This window comes from Sorangiineae bacterium MSr11954 (genome assembly GCA_037157815.1).
GTDB classification, from domain to species: domain Bacteria; phylum Myxococcota_A; class Polyangia; order Polyangiales; family Polyangiaceae; genus Pendulispora; species Pendulispora albinea.
This window is the reverse complement of sequence record CP089984.1, coordinates 4,614,428-4,630,505: the sequence shown is the minus strand read 5'-3', so window position 1 is coordinate 4,630,505 and position 16,078 is coordinate 4,614,428. Positions and strand designations below refer to the sequence as shown.

General features: G+C 68.2%; 16 protein-coding genes. 9 read left to right on the top strand and 7 right to left on the bottom strand.

Annotation, left to right across the window (positions count from 1 at the left end; translation table 11 throughout):
• Nucleotides 1-123 precede the first annotated feature (123 nt).
• From LZC94_18215 to LZC94_18205, 3 genes are all read left to right on the top strand, one after another.
• Nucleotides 124-1,506, top strand: coding sequence for a cytochrome c (locus LZC94_18215; GenBank protein ID WXB19159.1), 1,383 nt, complete (start codon nucleotides 124-126; stop codon nucleotides 1,504-1,506).
• Nucleotides 1,503-2,831 carry a cytochrome c gene (locus LZC94_18210; GenBank protein ID WXB19158.1) on the top strand — a complete coding sequence of 443 codons (1,329 nt, stop codon included), beginning with the start codon at nucleotides 1,503-1,505 and terminating at the stop codon, nucleotides 2,829-2,831. The genes LZC94_18215 and LZC94_18210 overlap by 4 nt, the downstream gene beginning before the upstream one ends.
• A 221-nt stretch (nucleotides 2,832-3,052) precedes the next feature.
• Nucleotides 3,053-3,760: a hypothetical protein gene (locus tag LZC94_18205; GenBank protein WXB19157.1), complete on the top strand. Its 708-nt coding sequence runs from the start codon at nucleotides 3,053-3,055 to the stop codon at nucleotides 3,758-3,760.
• Between the two features lie 19 nt (nucleotides 3,761-3,779).
• Here the strand turns inward: LZC94_18205 and LZC94_18200 are convergent, their stop codons facing one another.
• Both LZC94_18200 and LZC94_18195 read right to left on the bottom strand, forming a co-directional pair.
• Nucleotides 3,780-4,277: a hypothetical protein gene (locus LZC94_18200; GenBank protein WXB19156.1), complete on the bottom strand. Its 498-nt coding sequence runs from the start codon at nucleotides 4,275-4,277 to the stop codon at nucleotides 3,780-3,782.
• Nucleotides 4,274-5,239 carry a LysR family transcriptional regulator gene (locus tag LZC94_18195; protein ID WXB19155.1) on the bottom strand — a complete coding sequence of 322 codons (966 nt, stop codon included), beginning with the start codon at nucleotides 5,237-5,239 and terminating at the stop codon, nucleotides 4,274-4,276. Before LZC94_18195 ends, LZC94_18200 begins: the two co-directional genes overlap by 4 nt.
• A 104-nt stretch (nucleotides 5,240-5,343) precedes the next feature.
• Between LZC94_18195 and LZC94_18190 the strand changes: the two genes are divergently transcribed.
• Nucleotides 5,344-6,192 (top strand): alpha/beta hydrolase, encoded by an 849-nt coding sequence (locus LZC94_18190; GenBank protein ID WXB19154.1) that lies wholly within the window; start codon nucleotides 5,344-5,346, stop codon nucleotides 6,190-6,192.
• Here LZC94_18190 and LZC94_18185 read toward each other — a convergent pair.
• Nucleotides 6,164-6,625 (bottom strand): Lrp/AsnC family transcriptional regulator, encoded by a 462-nt coding sequence (locus tag LZC94_18185; GenBank protein WXB19153.1) that lies wholly within the window; start codon nucleotides 6,623-6,625, stop codon nucleotides 6,164-6,166. The genes LZC94_18190 and LZC94_18185 overlap by 29 nt on opposite strands.
• Nucleotides 6,626-6,708: 83 nt before the next feature.
• Here LZC94_18185 and LZC94_18180 point away from each other — a divergent pair, with 83 nt between their 5' ends.
• The 3 genes from LZC94_18180 to LZC94_18170 all read left to right on the top strand — a co-directional run bounded on the left by LZC94_18180 (nucleotide 6,709) and on the right by LZC94_18170 (nucleotide 8,572).
• Nucleotides 6,709-7,611: an SMP-30/gluconolactonase/LRE family protein gene (locus LZC94_18180; GenBank protein ID WXB19152.1), complete on the top strand. Its 903-nt coding sequence runs from the start codon at nucleotides 6,709-6,711 to the stop codon at nucleotides 7,609-7,611.
• Between the two features lie 70 nt (nucleotides 7,612-7,681).
• Entirely contained in the window at nucleotides 7,682-8,113 is a 432-nt protein-coding gene (locus LZC94_18175; protein WXB19151.1) for an organic hydroperoxide resistance protein, read from the top strand.
• 6 nt (nucleotides 8,114-8,119) lie between these two features.
• Entirely contained in the window at nucleotides 8,120-8,572 is a 453-nt protein-coding gene (locus tag LZC94_18170) for a MarR family transcriptional regulator (protein WXB19150.1), read from the top strand.
• A gap of 73 nt (nucleotides 8,573-8,645) precedes the next feature.
• Here the strand turns inward: LZC94_18170 and LZC94_18165 are convergent, their stop codons facing one another.
• The 4 genes from LZC94_18165 to LZC94_18150 form a co-directional block, all read right to left on the bottom strand.
• On the bottom strand, nucleotides 8,646-9,053 hold the full coding sequence (locus tag LZC94_18165; protein ID WXB19149.1) for a metalloregulator ArsR/SmtB family transcription factor: 408 nt from the start codon (nucleotides 9,051-9,053) through the stop codon (nucleotides 8,646-8,648).
• 103 nt (nucleotides 9,054-9,156) lie between these two features.
• Nucleotides 9,157-10,290, bottom strand: coding sequence for a GTP-binding protein (locus LZC94_18160; GenBank protein ID WXB19148.1), 1,134 nt, complete (start codon nucleotides 10,288-10,290; stop codon nucleotides 9,157-9,159).
• A gap of 295 nt (nucleotides 10,291-10,585) precedes the next feature.
• Entirely contained in the window at nucleotides 10,586-12,187 is a 1,602-nt protein-coding gene (locus LZC94_18155) for a DUF4139 domain-containing protein (GenBank protein ID WXB19147.1), read from the bottom strand.
• Complete coding sequence (locus tag LZC94_18150; GenBank protein ID WXB20207.1) at nucleotides 12,180-14,228, bottom strand: DUF4139 domain-containing protein; 2,049 nt, start codon at nucleotides 14,226-14,228, stop codon at nucleotides 12,180-12,182. Before LZC94_18150 ends, LZC94_18155 begins: the two co-directional genes overlap by 8 nt.
• A gap of 337 nt (nucleotides 14,229-14,565) precedes the next feature.
• Between LZC94_18150 and LZC94_18145 the strand changes: the two genes are divergently transcribed.
• Complete coding sequence (locus LZC94_18145; protein ID WXB19146.1) at nucleotides 14,566-15,060, top strand: hypothetical protein; 495 nt, start codon at nucleotides 14,566-14,568, stop codon at nucleotides 15,058-15,060.
• 7 nt (nucleotides 15,061-15,067) lie between these two features.
• On the top strand, nucleotides 15,068-16,075 hold the full coding sequence (locus LZC94_18140) for a hypothetical protein (protein ID WXB19145.1): 1,008 nt from the start codon (nucleotides 15,068-15,070) through the stop codon (nucleotides 16,073-16,075).
• Nucleotides 16,076-16,078: the final 3 nt, after the last annotated feature.

The following is a 16,078-nucleotide window of genomic DNA, read 5'->3' as shown; positions in this document are numbered from 1 at the left end:
TCGCGGCGCGCCGTCGGTTCGGAGAAGACGGACTCGGAGAAGACGGATTCGGCCCTGCGGCCAAGTGTCACGCGACACAAGGTCACGCTGACCGGGGCCGGCGCGGGCGCTACTTCCCGCGGCATGGATCTGCCGGTCTTTCATCTCGACGTTCTCAACAACCGCATGCTCATCGCCATCATCGCGGTGCTGCACGTGGTCATCAACCACGCCATGGCGGTGGGCGGCATCCCGCTGGTCTCGTACCTGGAGCGGAGGGGCGTTCGCACGGGCGATGACGCGTGGGACAAGCTCGCGTTCCGCCTCTTGACCGTCTTCTTCGTCATCACCACCACGGTGGGCGCGCTCACGGGGGTCGGCATTTGGTTCTCCACCTCGCTGGTCAACCCGTACGCGATGGGCAGCCTGCTCCGCGTGTTCTTCTGGACGTGGTTCACCGAGTGGCTGGTCTTCGTGACGGAGGTGGTCCTCATCCTGGCGTACTACCTCACGTGGAAAAAATGGACGGGCCCGCGCAAACGGGCGCACGCGCGCATGGGCGTGGTGCTCTCCATCGCCTCGTGGGCGACCATGGCGCTCATCGTTTCCATCTTGAGCTTCATGATGGATCCGGGCTCCTGGCAGTCGAACCGCACGCTCTTCAGCGGCATGTTCAACCCCGTCTACCTGCCGCAGCTGGCGTTTCGCACGCCGCTGGCCATGGTGATGGCCGGCGCCTTCGGCCTGGCCATCGCGGTGGGCGCCACGGATGCCGGCACCGAGCTTCGCACGAACGCCGTGCGCACCCTGTCGCGCTGGATCCTCGCCTGGATCCTGCCCTGCGCCGCCGGCGGCATCTGGTACGCGCACGCGGTCCCCTCGGCCATGGCGTCGAACTTGGCCGTCGCGCTGCTCACGCAGGCGCTCGAGGGCTGGTCGCGCACGGCGCTGGGGGTGCTCGCCGCCGTGTCGGCCGCCATCGCGCTCCTTGCGCTCTGGGGCGCCGTCCGCCCCAACGAGGTTCACACATGGGCCCTGATCGCGCCCGCGTTTCTGGCGGTGCTCTTGATCGGCACCTTCGAGCGGGTGCGCGAGTTCATACGCAAGCCGTACACGATCGCCGGCTACATGTACGCGAACGGCATTCGCAAAGACGATTACCCCATGCTCCAGCGCGACGGCTTGCTCGCGCACGCCACCTACACCAGCGTCCGGCGCATCACCCCCGAGAACGAGGTCGACGCCGGGCGCGAAGTCTTCGCCCTTGCCTGCACGCGGTGCCACACCACGGACGGGGTCAACGGCATCCGCGACGTGCTGACCACCCTGTACGGCCCCGACAAACCGTGGGACCGCGACGCCATCGGCGCCTATGTCGGCGCCATGCACACGACCCGCCCGTTCATGCCGCCCTTCCCGGGAAGTGAGCTCGAAAAGCGCGCCCTCGCGGCGTACCTGGTGCATTTGCAGGACCATCGCGAGCCCCTCGAAGGCGCCCAAGTCACCGGCGTGCGGGTGGAACGATGAGCCCCGATCCCACCCCCGTTCCGCGCGACATTCCCCTTCCCCTCCCCGTGAACGGGCACGCGCTGGAGCTTTTGCTCATCGCCGCCTTCATCGCGCACATTCTATTCGTCAATTTGATGGTCGGCGGGTCCATCCTCGTTTTGGCGTTCGAGATCCGGGGCGCGAAGAATCCCGATTACGACCGCCTGGCCCGCGCATTGGCCTCCACCGTCACCGTCAACAAAAGCCTCGCGGTGGTGCTGGGCGTGGCGCCGCTTTTGCTCCTCAACCTGCTCTACACCATTCATTTCTACACGGCGAACACCCTCACCGGCACCGCGTGGATCCTGCTGATCCCGACCATCGCCACCACCTTCCTGCTGCTCTATTTGCACAAATACACGTGGGACCGCCTTCGCGATCTCAAATGGCTCCACATCGGCATCCAGGCCATGGCGGTGGTGCTCTTTCTCTTCATCCCGCTGGTCTTCCTCACCAATGTCAACCTCATGATGTTCCCGGAGCACTGGACCAACGTTCGCGGCTTTTTGAGCGCGCTGGTGTTGCCCAACGTGTTCCCGCGTTATTTCCACTTTCTTTGCGCCTCGCTCATTCTGACGAGCCTCTTTGGGGTCGGCTACTTTGGCCGCGCGAAATACCCCGTGGAGGAGACGTTCCAAGCGCTCACCCGGCCCCAGATCCGGCGCGCGTTCTACACGGTGGCGTTCGGCGTTTCGTTGGCGCAATTCATCGTCGGGCCGCTGGTGCTGTTTACCCTTCCGTCCAAAGGGCTGAGCGGCGCGGTGCTTTCGGCCATCGCCATGGGCGCGCTATTGGCCATTCCGGCCATTTGGATGATGTGGAAAGATTTGTCGCTCCCGGAGCCCGACGGCAAGCGCCTGCCCTTCATCGCCGGATGCTTGTCGCTCACCGTGCTCTGCATGGCCACCGGCCGCCACGTCTACCGCGGTGTGGCCCTGGCCGAGCACCGCCAGGCGATGCGCCTCGCCACCGAACGCTGGGCCGAGGAGTCCGCCCAAGCGGCCTACGAGCAGACCCTCGGCCGCGAGCGGGCGGCGCAGGGGGTTACGCAGGGCCAAGCGCTGTTTCAGAGCACGTGCAGCGCGTGCCATGGGGTCGATCGGCGCGTGGTCGGTCCCCCGCTCACCGAGATCGCGCGCATCTATGCCGACAACCCCGACGGCATCGTCACCTGGGCGCGCGCCCCGGGGAAGAAGCGGGTCGACTATCCGCAGATGCCCGCCTTTGCGTCGCTGGGCGATCCGAAGCTCCGCGCGATCGCCGCGTACATGCTGCAGACCGGCGCCTCCAAAACGGCGCCGTAACCGGGCCGCCGCGCCAGTCGCGGCCGAAGCGCACCGTCGCCCCGAAGCGCCCATCGCGCCGTCGCGTCAAAGCGCCCATCCATCGAAATTCTTTATGAGGCGCCGCGCGCACTTTCGATTCGATTTTTGGGCCCGCGAACGCCATGCTCGGCGGGACGATGAGGCATACGACCGTCGCCATTTTGGCAGCGACCTTTCTTTTATCGGCTTGTGGAGGCCCGATGACCGGTACGGCACGTGCGCAGACCACCGCCAGCCGGCCTGCGCGCAGCACGGTGGCGCAGGTGGCGGTTTGGAGACCGAAGAGCGGGCAGGAGCAGCACTTCGAGAACGGCTACAAGCAACACCTGCAGTGGCACAAAACGAACGGGGACACCTGGAGCTGGTACGGCTGGTATGTCGTCTCCGGTCCCCGTTATGGCCAATTCATCGACGCCACCTTCGATCACGCGTGGTCCGATTTCGACAAAGCCGTCAACCCCGCCGAGGATCGCGCCGACAACGGGCTCCACACCGTGCCGTTCGGCGACGTTCAAACCATTTACAAGATCGCCCTGGTGCCGGAGCTGAGCATCGGCCAGACCGGCGGCCTCACCTCGAAGCTGGTGCGGCTCATCACGTTATCGGTGCTCGATACCGAGGGCGCCACCCAGGTGCTCGCGCGATTGCGTGCGCAATACCAGAATAAGCAGGATACGCAGGATAAGCAGGGGCTCACGAGCTTTCTCGTCTACCGCCTGGTGGATGGCGGGGACGCCAATCAGGTGCAGCTGCTCCTCGGCTTTGGCAGCCAAGAAGAGTACGGAAAATCCGAATCGATTTTTCGAGACATTCGCGCCCTGGAGCACGGCGCGAAGGTCAAAGCCTTTGCGGGCATGACGTCGGAGACGCTCGTCTATCGCGCCGATATGAGCCTCTTTCCGCGTTGATCGAGCGGGTCGTCGCGATTCAGCCGCAGTGGAGCTTCTCTCCCTCCACTTGCGCGGGCTCGCGCAAGGGATAGGCGACGGGGTACCACGTTCCGAGCAAGATCCCGCAGCGCTCGCGCACGAAGTGTCGGTCGCCGCGACGCCGTTTTCCTTCGATGGGAAGCGCGTGCAGATGCAGCGACGTGCCATCCGTTCCCAGGATCCACTCCGTGCGTTCGACGATCGCGCGGTCGCGGTTGTCGCGCAAGGTCACCACCCAATCGCCCGGTGAAAGATACTCCCATTGAATGGTGTGGGTCAGACCGCAGGGGTGCTCGAGCTCGTCGATGGTGAATTCGCACGTCGGGCCACCCCCTCCCGAAACGGAATGGCGATGTTTATCGATCTCCTCCACCTGGAGGTTCTCCGTCGGGACCTCCATCTTGGGCGCGCGCAAGCACCCCGTAAGGAGAGCGAACGACATCATCAGCTTCCACCCGCGCGCCCGCGCACGCGCCTTCATCCCATGACGAATCACGGGGCGACTGTATCGCACGCCTCGGTCGTCCGAAGCCATTTTTGCGCGACCAAGCCCGCCGGCCCCGGGTGGCGCAAATGGTTCCGAAGCGCCTTGGTGACGCCCAGGAGCGCGGGGCTCCGCCGGTCTCGTCGCCGGATCAAGACGAGGGAGCGAAAGGCCGCGATGGGGAGCGGGATCGCCATCAGCTCCGGTGGAAGCGGCTCGGCGGCCAACCGCGCCAGGATGGAGAAGCCGCGCCGCGCGGTCACTTGGGCCACGATGGTGGAGTCCGACGAAAAGGCCGACGCGGTGCGGTTCATCATGCCGTTTTCGCGGCAGGCGGCGATGGCCGCGCGCGTGCCCGAGCAGCGCAGCTCGAAGAACGGCAGGTGGCTCAAATCCGACCAGAACGACGCGCGCGCGGGCCGATGGCGAATGGGAACCACGAGCACGTAATCGTCTTGCGCAAAGGGGGTGACGGCGAACCCCTCGCCCACCGGCAATTGGGAGATCCCCAGATCGGCGCGGCCCTCGCGGACCATGCGATCCACGTCTTCCCGATCGGCGCACCCATCGTCGATCTCGAGGCGAAGCTCGGGGTGCTTGGTGGCCATCCGCTGCGCGAGCGGCGTGAGGAGGTGCGTGGCCACGCTGCGGTAGGCCGCGATGCGCACCGTCCCCGCGCAACGATCGCGCGGCGCGGCGATGGCGTCCAAGAGCGCGAGCGCCTCGCCCGCCTTGGCGACCACCTTGGCGCCGGCCTCGGTCGGGGAGGTGCCCACCCGCGAGCGCTGAAACAGGCGAACGCCCAGGGCGCCCTCGAGCTCCCCCAGGGCATGGCTCACCCGCGATTGCGTGCACCCGAGCGCGGCCGCCGCGCCGCCCAGCGAGCCCGCGCGGGCGATGGCCACCACGATTTCGAGCTCGCTCGTCTTGGGCCTGCGCGGGGCCCGCTTGGGGAGGTCATCGAAATCGATCATGTGTCGCGAACGATAGATTCCGCGTTTCGGTTGTCAAGGAAGCGCCGCACACTAAGTCCGGGGTGACCATGAGCCAACACGACTGGCCAGCACGAGGAGCAATCATGAACGCAAGCGAGCATACGTTCCGGCATCACAAAGCCGACGTCAACGGCGTCCGGCTTCATTACGTCGTGGCAGGGCGCGGCGATCCGGTGGTCCTTCTCCACGGCTTTCCGCAGACCTGGTACGAGTGGCGCGCCATCATCCCGGCGCTGGCGGAGCGCTTTACGGTCATCGCCCCCGACTACCGCGGCGCCGGCCACTCGAGCCGCCCGGTCGACGGCTACGACAAGCGCACCATGGCGGAGGATATCCGGCAGCTGGTCCGCCACCTGGGGTTCGATCGGGCGGCCATCGTCGGTCACGACATTGGCTTGATGGTCGCCTATGCGTACGCGGCCGCCTACCGCGAGGCGACCACGAAGCTGGTGGTCATGGACGCGCCCCTGCCGGGCACCAACGTGTGGGAGCGGATCCGCGTCGATCCGCGGGTCTGGCACTTTGCCTTCCATGGTACGCGCGACGTGCCGGAGCTCTTGGTCGCCGGCAAGGAGCGCGAGTACCTGTCGCTCTTCTACGACGCCCGCATCTACAACCCTGCGGCCTTCACCGTGGCCGACATCGACGAGTTCGTGCGCGCCTACACGGCGCCGGGCGCCATGCGCGCGGGCTTCGAGCTTTACCGGGCCTTTCCCCAGGACGCGCGCGACAACCAGGAGTCGATGCGCACCCCCTTGGCCATGCCGGTGCTGGCCATGGGCGGAGCCCACAGCACCAGCGGGCCCCTGATCGGCGAGATGATGCGCGAGGTGGCGACCGACGTGACCTCCGTCATCGTCCCCGAGTCCGCGCACTGGCTCGCCGAGGAGAACCCCGCGCACGTCATCGAGCACCTTTTGAAGTTCCTCTGACCGGGCGCGCGACCACATCGATGGGGCGCTCGAAGAACGTCTCGAGCGCCACGATGGTCTGCGTGCCGGTGACCCCGGGGACGTCGAACAGCTTCTTGAGCGTGGCCTGGAGCTCCTCGGTGGTCTGCGTGCGCACCTTGACGAGCAAGGTGGCGGCGCCCGCGACCACGTGCGCCTCCTCGATGGAGGGGATGGCCTCCAGCGCCTCGGCCGTCTCCTCGCCCCCCATCCATGCCCCCGCGTTGATGAGCACATACGCGAGGACACCGCGCCCCACGGCCGCCGGATCCACGTCCACGGTGGTGCGCACGATGACCCCGCGCTCGCGCAGCTTGCGCACCCGCTCGTGCACCGCCCCGGGCGAGAGGCCGACGATTTGCGCTAGCGCCGCGTACGGCTGGGTGGCATCCCGCTGCAGCTCGGCGAGTATCATTCGGTCAACTTGGTCCACGACAGGATGGTATCCTGCTATTAAGCATATTTACAATACACCATCCAAAATTATACGGTGTCTGCATGATGGACACCATCGAGACGAAGTTCGAGAAGCTCGACGACCGGTTCGACGTGCGCGGGGATCGACGGGTCCTTCGCCTGGCCACCGGTTTTCGCTGGGCCGAGGGGCCCGTGTATGTGCCGGCTTGGCGCTGCTTGGTTTGGAGCGACATCCCCAATGACCGCATGATGCGGTGGGACGAGGCCACGGGGCATGTGGGGGTCTTTCGGCAGCCGGCGGGCTACGCCAATGGGCATACGCTCGATCCCCAGGGGCGTCTTTTGAGCTGCGAGCAGGGAAATCGCCGGGTCACCCGCACCGAGCACGATGGATCCATCACGGTGCTGGCCGAAAGGTGGGAGGGCAAGCGCTTCAACAGCCCCAACGACGTGGTGGTCCGCTCCGACGGCTCCATCTGGTTCACCGATCCGTCGTACGGCATCGACACCAACTACGAAGGGCACCAAGCCGCGAGCGAGATGGACGGCTGCCACGTCTACCGCATCGATCCCGTTTCGGGTCGGGTGGACCAGGTCGCCGGCGATTTCGAGCGCCCCAACGGCTTGGCCTTCTCGCGCGACGAGCAAACGCTCTACATCGCCGACACCCGCCGAAACCATATCCGGCGCTTCGACGTGGCCGAGGGCGGCGCGCTGACCGGCGGCCAGGTCTTCACCACGAACACCGTCGGCGTCTTCGACGGCATTCGCCTCGACGATCAAGGCCGCGTCTGGGCCGCCGCCGGTCCCGGTGTGCACTGCTACGCGCCCGACGGCCCCCTCCTCGGTCGGCTTCACCTCCCCGAGCCGGTGGCCAACCTCGTCTTCGGCGGCCCCAAAGGCAACGTGCTCTTCATCTGCGCCACCAGCTCCGTCTACGCGATCCATCTGACCACCAACGGCGCCCGCCGGCCCAAGGCCTGAGCCGCGCTCGACCATTTGGTTGTGTCAATTTTAATTGCGCACAATCGAATCGCGCGTTACGTCTTTGGGCATGAGCAATCCCGCGAAACTCGAGAAGGTCCTCTACACAGCCACCGCGTCCGCCGTGAACCGGGAGGGACGGGTCAGCAGCAGCGATGGAAACTTGGACGTCCAGCTGAGCGTCCCCAAGGGCCTCGGCGGTCCCGGCGGGTCCGGAACCAACCCCGAGCAGCTCTTTGCGGCCGGCTACTCGGCTTGCTTTGGCAGCGCGCTCGCGCACGTCGCCAAGGCGAAGGGCATCAAGACGGGCCCCGTGACGATCACGGCCACCGTCAACATCGGGCCGGTGGGCGCGGGCTTCGGGCTGTCGGCCGAGCTCGTGGCCGCGATCCCCGAGCTCGCGCGCGATCAGGCGCAGGCGCTCCTCGAGGCGGCGCACCAAGTGTGCCCCTATTCGAACGCGACGCGCGGTAACATCGAGGTGGCCATCCGCCTCGGGTAAGCCCGCATGCCTTCACCCGACGACCTTCTGCGGCTCGATGAGCAACTCTGCTTCGCGTTGTACTCTGCCTCGCGCGCCCTCACGCGCGCGTACGCGGATCTCCTCGAGCCGCTCGGTCTCACCTATCCGCAGTACCTCGTGCTCCTGGTGCTCTGGGAGGAAGACGGCGCCACCGTCAAACGCCTCGGAGAGCGCCTGGAGCTCGACTCGGGCACCCTGACCCCGGTGCTCAAGCGCCTGGAGCAACAGGGCATCGTCGCCCGCCGCCGCAGCGCCGAGGACGAGCGCGTGGTGCACGTTCACCTCACGGCCGAGGGAAAGGCGCTCAAATCCAAGGCGCGCCGCGTGCCCCCCAGCATGGCGTGCCGCGCGGGCTACGAGCTCTCCGACGCCAACGCCGTGGCCCGGCTCGAGCTCGTGCGCAACGAGCTCCGTGCGCTCTCGCGCCGTTTGCGGTAACGGGCTTGGGGTGATGGCTGGCGGTGACAGCTGGCCGCGATGGCTCGTGGCGACGGCTTGCCGTGATGGCGCGTCAGTCTTCGCCGCTGTCGTCCACGACGTGGCTGCGCTCGGCCGCGTGCTCCAGGGCGTTGTGCACCATGTCGATCACGTGGCGGTCGGCCAGCGAGTAGAACACGTGCTTGCCGGCGCGGCGGCGGGAGACGATGCGCTCGGCGCGCAGCATGCGCAGCTGCTGGGAGACGGTGGACAGCGCGCTGCCCGCGGCCTCGGCGAGCTCGGTCACGCACCATTCGCCGTCGGCGAGGCGCTCGAGGAGCTTGAGACGCGATACGTCGGCCGCCGTTCGGAAGAGGGAGGCCGCGCGCTCGAAGGCTTCGTCGGACACCACCGGCTTGCGACGAATGGTCCGCAGCGCGTGCTCGTTGGGAACGCAGGTGGCATCGTGGGGTTCACTCAGGGGCTGCTTCATCATCGCCATGCTCTGAACCTTATTTTCTCGTGACGTGTCATCAACGGTATCGCGATGGCGCGCAAGAAGCCATCCTGCGCGGAAAAAAGGTCGCCGTCCGTGCGCCGGCTGCTCACGCCAGGCATGCCCGCAGGCCTCCCTGAATCGCGTCGCGGTCGAGGTTGCGTCCGATGAGCACCAGCTTGTTTCCGCGCTCCCGCCGGCCTGGGCCCGTTACGAGGCGCGCGCTCGACGCGTTCGGCGCGGCCGGTACGTTCGAGGCGGCCGGCGCGTTGGACGTGCTCGATGCGGTCCGCGCGTTCGGCGCCCGCTCTTGCACGCAGTCGAGCCGCATATGAACGCCTTGTAAGATAAACGGGCGCGACGCCCCCTTCATATCGAGGATACCCTTCATTCGAAAAATATCCCGGCCCCGGCTCTGCAGAAGGTCCTTGACCCACCGCTGAAACTTGTCCCCATCGAGATCGCCGCGGAGCTCGATCCCCACGGAGACCACGCCATCGCCATGACGGGAATGCTCACGGGAAGGATCACGGGAAGCGTCACGCGAAGGCCCACGGAACGGACGCCCGGCGCGCGCGCCGTCGTCCGACCCGGGGTCGCCGTCGAGGAAGGTCGGATCGCGCGCGAGCGCGCGCCGCAGATCGAACGCGCGAAGGTCGAGCAGGAGGCCCGTCTCCACGTCGCCGTGCAGGGTGCGGCGCAGCCGTGCCACGGGGTTGATCCCGCGGATCCGCATCTCCAGGTTGTCGACGTCGGCCGGCGAGACCAGGTCGATTTTGTTGAGGAGGATCAAGTCGGCGAACGCGACCTGTCGCGCGCACTCCCGGATCTCGTCCAAGTGCAGGTGAACGTGCTCGGCGTCGACGGTGGTGACCACCGCGTCGATGTACATCTTGGCGGCGATGTCCTCGTTCAGGATGAACGAGCGAACCACGCGCGCCGGATCGGCCAGCCCGGTGGTCTCGACCAGCACCCGGTCGAAGCGCTCGCACGGGAGATCGCCGAGGACGCGCACCAGATCCCCGCGCACGGTGCAGCAGATGCACCCGGCGCTCATGGTGAAGATGGCCTCGCGGGAGGGCGCCGCCGCCTCCACCAGCCGATCGTCGATGCCGATCTCGCCGAACTCGTTCTCGATCACGGCGATGCGCTGGCCGCGGCCCTCGCGCAGGATGCGGTTGAGCAAGGTGGTCTTGCCGGCGCCGAGAAAGCCCGCGAGGATGGTGACCGGAATGCGCCGCATCGTCGCCCGCTCCGGCCTCCATGTGGGTCTTGCGTCGCGCATCGAGCTGACTTTCAGTCGTACGCGCGGCCGCGCCTCGGATCAACTGGATTCCAAACGCGACACAATTGCACAATTGATGAAGCGTAAAATGAGCCGCCCCGGGCTCCGAGGATGCACGAGTCTATAGGCGACGGACGAAAGGAAGCATAGGCTCCGAAGTGCAGGCTCCGGGAGGCGCGGCGTTCCCTCGTGAAGCTAGGAGACTCCAGGCTCCAGGCCCGAAGGAACGTCGTTCTCTCCTGGAACCTGCGACTCAAAGATCCGGGAGCACGATCTTCGAGCTCGCCCGGAGCTCGTACACCAACGTGAGCTTCCGCGTGGCGTCGCCCGCGAGCTCGAGATCGTAGGTGGCAAAGCCATCGCGCGGATCGATGTGCCACCCCTGCCCCGTCGCGACGTCGATTTCGAGCCCCTCGATTTCGCTCACCGGTACCCGCTCGGTGACCCGCACCCGCTTGGGATCGCGACCGAGGTTCGACAGCCATACGTTCACGGTGCGTTTGCGCTTTTGGGTGCCCAGGATGGCGCTGGTGTCGTCGTCCTTTTCGACCTCGCGGCGGACGCGCACGGCGTCGTCGGTGCCGAGGCCCAGCTCGAACGCCTCGCCCTTGCCGACGAAGCGCGTGCGCGCGCGGCCCGCGGCCGTGCCCTCGTAGTGGACGTGCACGGGCCCCGCGAGCAGCGGCCCGCCTTCGCTCAAGGTGGCGGTGGCGCGGAGGTGTGCGACCTCGGCGAGCTCCGGGTAGGCCACGAGCTCCACCCGCGCCGGCAGACGGACTTGCGCGATCTCGAGGCGCGCGGGGCGGCCGTCGGAGTAGAGGTCGGCGCGCGAGCGCGCTTCGTAGACCAAGGGAAGCCCGCCGTCGTCGACCCCCGGCATTTGATCGACGTCGGTGCGCCCTCCGGCGATGGCCGCCGATAGAATTTCCTGCTCGCGCCCCTCCACCACCGTGCGCTTGCGCTCCGCGTCGGACTTGCGGCGGGTGGCGATGCGATCGTCGTCGAGGAGCGGAGGCACCGCGTGCTGCGCCGGGCGCGCCGTCGAGAGGCGAACCTCCACGCTGCGCCAATCTTCGCCCGTGCGCTGCCAGACGGTGGCCCAGGTGAGCAGATCGAGGCTGCCCTCGCGCGCATCGCCCTGGCCATGGCCGAAGCGCGCCACGTGCTCCGGCCGCCAGAGCGCCCCCGGGGTGCGGTAGGTGATCTCGAAGAGCGCGGGCCCGGCCGACGAGGCCTCCACCCGCACCTGCACCAGCGCCTCGTGGCGCACGTGCCGCTCGGAGCCGTTTTGCAGACGGGACGCGGCGTGCGCCACCTCGTCCTCCGCGCGCAGCTTGAGCGACCACGCGGCATCGGCGGCGGCGAGCACGTCGGCCTCGGCGCGCACCAAGGTGTCGTAGGCGCCGCGCCACGCGTCCACCACCGCGCGCCCCTGGCCATTTTCGCGAAGTCCGCGCGGCACGCCCGAGAGCCCCGCCGCCCATCGCTCCAAGAGCTCGCGCGTCATTTCCCCGCGCGCGCGCGCCCGCTCGATGCCCTCGTTGGCCTCGGCCAGACGGCGATCGGCTTGGCGCAGCTCGGCCTCCAGCGCGTCGAGCTCCTCGCGGCCCAACGTCTCCTCGTGGTGCACGCGGCGCTTGACCCGCGCGGCCAGCACCCGCCCCTCGCCCTCCAAGAGGCGCACCTGCACCGAGCGCTCGTCGATGAACGGGGTCACCCCGGAGAAGACGATCCACGCGGCCCCGGGCCTCAAGGTGGCGTGCGCGGTGCGCACGATCTCGGCGCGATCCTCGAAGAACGTGACGGTGCGGGCGATCGTCGCATGAACCTCGGAAATGTGCGCTTCGTTACTCACGACGGTTTCCTCCCTCGAGCTCGCTCTTGCCCGGGAACACGATGCGGTACGAAAAGTCGACCCGCTCGCGGGCGCCTGCGCCCAAGGTGATCTCCCATACGAGCCCGCCGCGAATGGGCGCCCCGCGCTCGGCTTGATCGTATTTGTCGGGCTTGGGCCGGGTGGAGAGCAGCTCGATCTCCACGTCTTTGTCCTCGGTCACCGGCACCCGATCGTAGACGCGAACCATGACCGGATAACCGAGCGACGACGAGAGCTCGATGGCGACGTCGTGCTGCACCGCGGTCTTTCCGCCGAGAAAGCCGGCGCTCTCCTCTTGCACCCGCACGTTGCGCACCACGCGGATGCGGTCCTCCACGCCGAGCCCCAGGCGCACGGTGCCACCTTCGCCCGTGAGCTCCAGGGCCGAGGTGGTGAGCAGCGCGCCATCGAGGAAGACGTCGGCGGGGCCCGGAAGAAGGGCGACCGCAAAGGGATTTCGCGCGGCCGCCTCACGGTACACGTCGGTGGACTCGCGCGGGAGGACCACCAAGGTCCGCGCCGCGGGGCCGCTCCCCGTCGTGACCAAAACGCGGTGCGGAAGGGCGTCCGACGCGATCTCCACCGGCGCGTCGGCGCCGTAGCGGACCTGCCGTCCTCGTTTGTCGATCGCGTTCGCCGCGCTCGCCGCGTTCATCCCATTTGGCCCGTGGCCCCCATGCGCCGCGTGCATGCCCACCGCCTCCGCCGGATCGGACGCATAGCGCGGCAGCGGGATTTGCTCGATGTGATGCGTCGGGTCGTCGCCGCGCCACACGGGCGAGGGCTCCTTGACCAGGCGCCCGCGCGCGCTGCGATCGTCCATGGGGGCGAGGACCAGCGCATCGAAGTCGAGCCATGCATCGGCCGGCGCGATCTCGGACAGCTCCGGGTAGCCCACCACCGTCGGCGCGTCCTCCATGGCCGACGCCATGAACGGCATGCGCGCGCGCGCCATGGATCGCGTCGCCTTGGGCCGCGGGAGCATCTTGCGTTGACGATCCTGCGCCAGCGGCGCGCCGCCATCCCCATCCGCCGCACCGTAAGCCATGGGCGACGGCGCCATCATCGCCTGCGGCATGGGCTCCCTTGCCGCGGGCGCGGGCGGCGGCGGGGGCCGCGCTCCGGACGCGCCTCCTCCACCCGGGGCCGACGCAGATTCCTCCGCCATCGCCCCCAAGAACGCCACGGGCTCGGCCTTCGCCAGATCGTCGGTGAAGTGCGCGGAGAACCCACCCTCACCGTCGCCATTCTCCGCTTGGTGCGCGGCATACGCGGCGGCAGGCGCGGGCAAGCGGCTGTTTGCGCGCACCCGCGCCATGCGCGCAGCGGGGGTCGTGCGCGGCGAGGGCGGAGATGAAAGATGCGGCAAAGGAGGAGGAGGTGGTGGCGGCGGAGGAGAGCGCAACAGCGCCTCGTCGTAGCCGGCGAACATTTCGCTCAGCCCCTCGGGGAGCGGGCGGTAGCCGCGGCGCGGGGGCGGCTGCTTGCGCCCCAGGCGGTAGGAGAGGAGCTCGGGGAGCTGCGCATTGCGCACCAGCGCCGCCGTCGAGAGACTCAGACGAACCCCGCGCCAATCCTCACCGCTGGCCTGCGCCACGAAGGCCTCGAGCGTCCAGAGCGCATGGGTCGCCGCGTCGCGCGCGCCCTCCTCGGGCGAGGTAAAGCGTGCAGAATACACGGGCCACCAGCGCGCGGCAGGCACCGCGTACGAGACGTGGAGCGCGTCGGGCTTCGCGCCCGCGCCCAGGCGCACGACGATGGCGCTCGTCTCCCTTCCCTCGCCGAGGAGCTCGGCGCTCCCGGCTTGCGCCGCCTCCAAGCGGGCGCGCTCCAGGCGCTTTTCCAGCTCGGCGCGCGCCTCGTCCAAGGAGGCGAGCCGCCGATCGAGCTCCAAGGTCAGCTCGTCCGCCAGCGAAAGGGCCGCCAGCGCGTCCGACACGCGCGCCGCCGGATCGACGCGGCGCCAGCGCACATCCAGCTTGGGCTCCGGCCGAATGGCGCCCAGCGCAGCGCGTCGCATCTGCAGGTGCCGGCCCTCGAGGTCGAGCTTCTCCCACTGCCGCTCCAGATCGCGCAGGCGCGCGAGCACCTCGCCCGGCACGGGGACCTCCCGCGGCACCACCGCGCGCGAGCGCACATAGACGATGGGCCGCTCGCCGGCGATGCGGGCCCGCGCGGTCCCCGGCTGCGCCAGCGCGGTGATGCCCTCCAGGACCAGGCTGACCTCATCGGAGGGCAGGTCCGATGGGAAGAGCACCTCGCGCGTGACCACCGCGCCGCGCGCAAACACGTCCACGTTCAGGATTCGGCTCTCGCAGGCTATCTCACGCATGTGCGAGCCATGGTATGAGGATTTCATGGTCAAAGGCACCCTCCGCGCCACCCTTCACCGTGCCATCACGTCGCCGTGGGGCGATGGGCTGGCCCCCATCCGCATTCCGAAGGACCTTCTCCGGCGTGTCAACGTAACCTTCGGTCAGCCCCTCTGTTCCAAAGAGGAGCTCGTAAAGCGCCAGGAGGCCAAGGAGCGATTGGCCCAGCTCCGCGCCACCAAGACCCGCAAAAGCGTGGCCCGCGAACAGGCCCCGGTCATGGTCTACTTCGAGAAAGACCGCAACGCGCGGCTCCTCGGCCGGATCGAAGAGTTCCTCGGCAGCGAATCCATCGCCTTCACCAAGCTCGACGTCTCCGGCGACGAGGCCACCAAGGCCTTCGTCGTGCGCGAAGCGCGCTGCAAAGAGGACGATCTGCCCATCGTGTTCGTCGCGGGCAACGCCGTCGGCGGCTACAACGAGCTGGTGGATTTCAACGTGTCGGGCAAGCTAAAAAAGGCTCTCTTCGGAGAAAATTGAGCCGCCCATGAGCGCGGGCTTGATCATTTTGCTGCTGGTTCCGCCCGGCGAAATGCAGGCCCCGCTGGTCTCGGGCATCGTGAGCGCCGCCGGCCGCTCGCTCGGCGCCGACGCACGCGTGCTGGTGGATCCCGTGGCCCCCGTGCCCGATGAAGACGCGGTGGCCCTCGGGGACCGGCTGCACGCGAGCGGCGTCGTGACCTTGCGGTGGCTCGATGGCGGCCGCGTGGCCCTGCACGCGCACTGGGCCGGACAAGCCGGTTGGACGGACCGGTACTTCGCCTTCAACGAGGGCGACCTCGCCGAGGAACGAGGGCGCACCATCGGCTTTACGCTCGCCTCGATGGTGCAGACCGAGTTCCCCTCGCGCGCGCCGCCGGCCCGTGCCCCCTCGCCGGCCGCGGTCAAGGCGCCCGAAAAATCCGAAGCGGCCCCCGCCCGCGGCCCGCGCGCCGGGCGTTTTTCGATGGAGGCGCGGGCGCTGGTCGACGTCGCCGCGCATGCCACGACCTTGGGCGGGGTGCTGCGCGGTGCATTTCGCGTGGTGCCGCTGCTCTCGCTCACGGGGGCCGCCGGCTTTCGCACCGGCTCGGTGGGCGAGACCTCGGGGCAGCTGCGCGCCTTCTCGCTGGCCGCGGGGCTTCGCGTGCGCATCTTTTCCAGCTCGTCGGGCGCCGGCGGCGCGGGCGCGGCCGGAGGTGCAGCTGCCGCCGCGGGCGCGGGCGAGGATCGCGGCTACGAGGTTGCGCTCTTGGGCGAGTGGGTCAGCTCCTGGGAAACGCTTTCCCGAACGAGCAATGCGCTGCAGGAGACGCAACACGAAGGACGCTGGGTCCCGGGGGCGCATGTGCAACTCGGCGGCGCATGGTTCGTCGCGCCGCGGGTGGCCTTGGTGGCGGGGCTCGGGGCGCACATCGACTTTGGCAGCACCGACGTTGTCGTCAATGGTCGCACGGTGACCACCTTGTCGCCTTACCATGGCGTGGCCGAGCTAGGTATACGGGTGCACTTTTGACGT

Bases quoted from the DNA above. Each gene is read 5' to 3' on its own strand.
- LZC94_18215 (WXB19159.1), top strand. From the start codon at position 124: ATGGATCTGCCGGTCTTTCATCTCGACGTTCTCAACAACCGCATGCTC.
- LZC94_18210 (WXB19158.1), top strand. From the start codon at position 1,503: ATGAGCCCCGATCCCACCCCCGTTCCGCGCGACATTCCCCTTCCCCTC.
- LZC94_18205 (WXB19157.1), top strand. From the start codon at position 3,053: ATGACCGGTACGGCACGTGCGCAGACCACCGCCAGCCGGCCTGCGCGC.
- LZC94_18195 (WXB19155.1), bottom strand. From the start codon at position 5,239: ATGATCGATTTCGATGACCTCCCCAAGCGGGCCCCGCGCAGGCCCAAG.
- LZC94_18190 (WXB19154.1), top strand. From the start codon at position 5,344: ATGAACGCAAGCGAGCATACGTTCCGGCATCACAAAGCCGACGTCAAC.
- LZC94_18185 (WXB19153.1), bottom strand. From the start codon at position 6,625: ATGATACTCGCCGAGCTGCAGCGGGATGCCACCCAGCCGTACGCGGCG.
- LZC94_18180 (WXB19152.1), top strand. From the start codon at position 6,709: ATGATGGACACCATCGAGACGAAGTTCGAGAAGCTCGACGACCGGTTC.
- LZC94_18175 (WXB19151.1), top strand. From the start codon at position 7,682: ATGAGCAATCCCGCGAAACTCGAGAAGGTCCTCTACACAGCCACCGCG.
- LZC94_18170 (WXB19150.1), top strand. From the start codon at position 8,120: ATGCCTTCACCCGACGACCTTCTGCGGCTCGATGAGCAACTCTGCTTC.
- LZC94_18165 (WXB19149.1), bottom strand. From the start codon at position 9,053: ATGGCGATGATGAAGCAGCCCCTGAGTGAACCCCACGATGCCACCTGC.
- LZC94_18160 (WXB19148.1), bottom strand. From the start codon at position 10,290: ATGCGGCGCATTCCGGTCACCATCCTCGCGGGCTTTCTCGGCGCCGGC.
- LZC94_18150 (WXB20207.1), bottom strand. From the start codon at position 14,228: ATGCGACGCGCTGCGCTGGGCGCCATTCGGCCGGAGCCCAAGCTGGAT.
- LZC94_18145 (WXB19146.1), top strand. From the start codon at position 14,566: ATGGTCAAAGGCACCCTCCGCGCCACCCTTCACCGTGCCATCACGTCG.
- LZC94_18140 (WXB19145.1), top strand. From the start codon at position 15,068: ATGAGCGCGGGCTTGATCATTTTGCTGCTGGTTCCGCCCGGCGAAATG.